Here is a 3,562-nt window from a genome sequence, read left to right as displayed (position 1 = left end):
AACGGCCTCCCCAGTAACTGTGAAATACTCTATCAACTCATCTAACTTAAACATACAAGGGTCGAATTCATTCGACCGGTGGTGTGGCACACCCTGGCTGGGTCGGTCCATTGAAATGGACCCTACGGGCTGAGCTGTGTTTTTGTAGCTTGGCAGGCCCTGCGTAGCAGGGCAATACCCATAACGCCGAACCTGCAGATCATGCGTCGAGCCTGAATGTTCCGATTTGCATGCAGGTTCGTGCCGCATAAATGGGCGCCTACGGGGGCCGTGCGAATGTATTCGACCAATGGCGTATCACGGTGGTTGGGCCGGTCCAATGAATTGGACCCTACGCGGCGGGCAGGTTTGTGCTTTTCTTGCCCTAATCCCTAATCCCTAATCCCTAATCCCCAATCCCCAATCCCCAATCCCCATTTCCCATTCCCAATCCCCAACCGTAAACGCCGGGCACAAAAAAGCCCCGCCTGGGCGGGGCTTGATAGCGCGTGTATCTCTTAAACGGACAGAGATTCCGGCAGATGCTCGCGAATGGTAGAGAGCATGGTTTTCAACACCTTGGGGTTGGCACACACTATGTTGCCGTTACGCTCATAGTTATGACCACCAACGAAGTCGGTCACAATGGCGCCGGCTTCACGGGCGATCAGGCTGCCGGCGGCGAAGTCCCAGGGCTTGAGGCCCAGCTCCCAGTAACCGTCGACACGACCGGCGGCCACGTACACCAGATCCAGGCTGGCGGCGCCGGCACGGCGAATGTCGGAGCACTGAATGAACATGTCCTTGAACATGGCCAGGTAGGCGTCGGCCTGGTGCTTCTGCTTGAACGGAAAGCCGGTAGCCAGAACGGTATTGTTCAGATCCTTGGCCTTGCCGGTACGAATACGGTAACCGTTCAGCTGGGCACCGGCACCGCGGCTGGCGGTGAACAGTTCGTCACGAATGGGATCGTACACCACGGCCTGCTCGGTGCGGCCCTTGACACGCAGCGCGATGGAAACCGCGAAGTGGGGAATGCCTTTTACGAAGTTGGCAGTGCCATCAAGCGGGTCGACAATCCACTGGTAATCCGGATTGCTGCCGGTCAGCTCACCACATTCTTCGCCGATAATCGTATGCTCCGGGTAAGACTTGCGGATGGTATTGACGATGGCGTTTTCTGCGTCCAGATCGACATTGGTAACAAAATCGTTCTGGCCTTTCTGGCGTGCTTCTGTGTTATCCGGATTGGCAAAACCCTTGACGATAACTTGACCGGCGTTGCGCGCAGCGCGCACCGCAATATTCAGCATCGGATGCATATGAGTGAACCCACTTGATGTTAAAGAACGAAATTTGAGCGGCGTATTATACCTGTGAACCCGAACCAGGCAAGGACTAAATTTCCGTCAGCCGACCGGACATCGATAATACCCGTGTGAAGAGAGGTGATGAAAGCGAGTGATCCTGCTTCCCTTATTCCGGCTCGGCGCATAAAACGGCTATGGTTAAATGAGGTCGTCACCAGAGATCAAGCGCATGAACAAACCGAGTCTGTTTGCCTTGTTGATGTTATCCATGCCGGTTTGTGCCGAGAGCAACCTGATGCTGGGCGGCGGTGGTGGCGATGGTGCCGACTCTTACCATGCGGGCCTGGAGTGGCGGCAAGCCTGGCGGAGTCTGGGGGGCGGGCACTTGTGGTACGGCGTGGGTATCAATGGCAGTTACTGGGAGTCCGATGACGATGATCTGCTGCAGCTGAGCCTGATGCCGATGCTGCATTATCGTTTCGAACACCATAGTGTCGAGCACCAGGGCGGCTGGACTCCCTTCCTGCTTGCCGGCGTGGGGCCGGCCTGGATCAGCCAGACCCGGCTTGGGTCACGGGATCTGTCCAGCCGGTTTCAGTTCAGCAGTCGGGTCGGTGTAGGGGTGGCGGTTGCGCACCATAGTCTGGCACTGGAAGGCTGGCATCTGTCCAATGGTGGCATCAAGGAGCCCAACGATGGAATAAGCAGCTGGAATATTATCTATCGTTATGATTTCTGATTAGAAAAACTGGGCCTGGCTATTACAAAAGGTCGTTCTGCTCGCTATTGCCAGTTCATCCCTCTGTTGATTATGATGCGATCCAAATCACAGTCTGCCCGTTCGGGCACCTTTTGGAGTGCGCGGCCATGTCAGGCCTGTCCCTGGTATTACTTACGGTGTTGATGGTGGCCTCGGGTCAGATGACCCAAACCCTTTATGTGCCCGCCATGGGCGACATGGCGGAGGCATTGCAGGTGGCCGGCAGCAGCCTGCCGCTGGTGATGGCGTTTTATCTTATCCCCTATGGTCTGTTCCAGTTTATCTATGGTCCGTTGTCGGATCGGTTTGGCCGTCGCCCCGTGCTGCTGGCCGGGCTTGCCGTCTACGTACTGGGCTCGGCGCTGATTCTGGCCTGGCCGGTGTTTCCGATGCTGCTGCTCGGCAGCTTTATTCAGGGTGCCGGCACGGCGGCGGCGGGCAGCCTGTGCCGGAGCCTGATGCGGGACAAGTTTGAAGGCGCCGATCTGATTCGCTACAACGGCTATGTGTCCATGGGCATCATGCTGGCCCCCTTGCTGGCTCCGCTGATCGGCGGCTACCTCAACCTGCACTTCGGCTGGCAATCCATGTATCTGTTTTTGCTGGTGGTGGGCCTGTTGATCACCCTGGTGATGGTGTGCTGGTTTCGGGAAACCCTGCCGGCGGAACGTCGTCATGCCCAGCCGATGCTGCCAGCCTATCAGCACGTACTGCACAACGGTGCCTTCTGCCGTCAGCTTGGCATGCTGATGGCCGCCTTCGCCGGTGTCATTCTCTATGAGGCGGTGTTCGGCGTACTGGTCAGCCAGCAGAGCGGGCTGACCAGCACCGAAATCAGCCTGCTGTTTATTCTGCCGCTGCCGTTGTATTTTGCCGGTGCCATGCTGGCCTCGCTGAAGGCGGCAACCTGGTCGATTAACCGCCTGCAGTGGGTGTCCACGGTGGCCTTGCTGCTGGGGGCGAGCATAGTGATGGCATCCGCCTTCGAGCCCGGCTGGAGCGTGGCCGGATTGGTACTGGGTGGCGGCGTTTACTTTGCCGGTGCCGGCTTGCTGTTTCCGGTAGCTACTTCCAGGGCGGTGGCGCCGTTCCCGCAACACAGCGGCACCGCCGGTGCCCTGCTCGGCGGCAGCGCCAACCTGGGCGGTGGTATCTTTCTGCTGGTTCAGGGGGCCCTGCCACAAATGAACCAGTCGGTGCTGGGCGGCCTGCTGCTGGCCTTTGCCGGACTGGTGGCCTGGCTGCTGATCCCCAGTTCGAATGCCTTGCCGGAACCCGGGGTTTAAATTGTGAGGAGTGAGGGGGGAGGTTCGGGTGCTTTTGTAGCTGCCGCTTCAGCTGGCAGGGCCGGTTCTGCTAGCCATACACAGTGCCTGAAAATTCCTCATCGCCTGTAGATTTGCCCCGCATAAATAGCGCCTACGGAACATCACTCCCGTAGATACTCTGTTGGACGTCAAGATTTTATATGCTCTTCACTGAATAATAATGTTGAGTCAAAGGGTGTTTCTGT

General features: G+C 57.6%; 3 protein-coding genes. 2 read left to right on the top strand and 1 reads right to left on the bottom strand.

Annotation, left to right across the window (positions count from 1 at the left end):
- Positions 1-497: 497 nt before the first annotated feature.
- A complete protein-coding gene (gene suhB / locus Q0753_RS16445; protein WP_298723667.1) occupies positions 498-1,301 on the bottom strand; it encodes an inositol-1-monophosphatase in 804 nt (267 codons plus the stop codon).
- A 217-nt stretch (positions 1,302-1,518) separates the two neighbouring features.
- Between suhB and Q0753_RS16440 the strand changes: the two genes are divergently transcribed.
- Both Q0753_RS16440 and Q0753_RS16435 read left to right on the top strand, forming a co-directional pair.
- Positions 1,519-2,028, top strand: coding sequence for an acyloxyacyl hydrolase (locus Q0753_RS16440; RefSeq protein WP_298723665.1), 510 nt, complete (start codon positions 1,519-1,521; stop codon positions 2,026-2,028).
- Positions 2,029-2,156: 128 nt separating this feature from the next.
- Positions 2,157-3,335 carry an MFS transporter gene (locus Q0753_RS16435; protein WP_298723663.1) on the top strand — a complete coding sequence of 393 codons (1,179 nt, stop codon included), beginning with the start codon at positions 2,157-2,159 and terminating at the stop codon, positions 3,333-3,335.
- Positions 3,336-3,562: the final 227 nt, after the last annotated feature.

This window comes from uncultured Oceanisphaera sp. (assembly GCF_947495715.1).
GTDB lineage: Bacteria > Pseudomonadota > Gammaproteobacteria > Enterobacterales > Aeromonadaceae > Oceanimonas > Oceanimonas sediminis.
The sequence above is the reverse complement of the archived record's forward strand: the minus strand, read 5'-3'. Positions and strand labels throughout refer to the sequence as shown.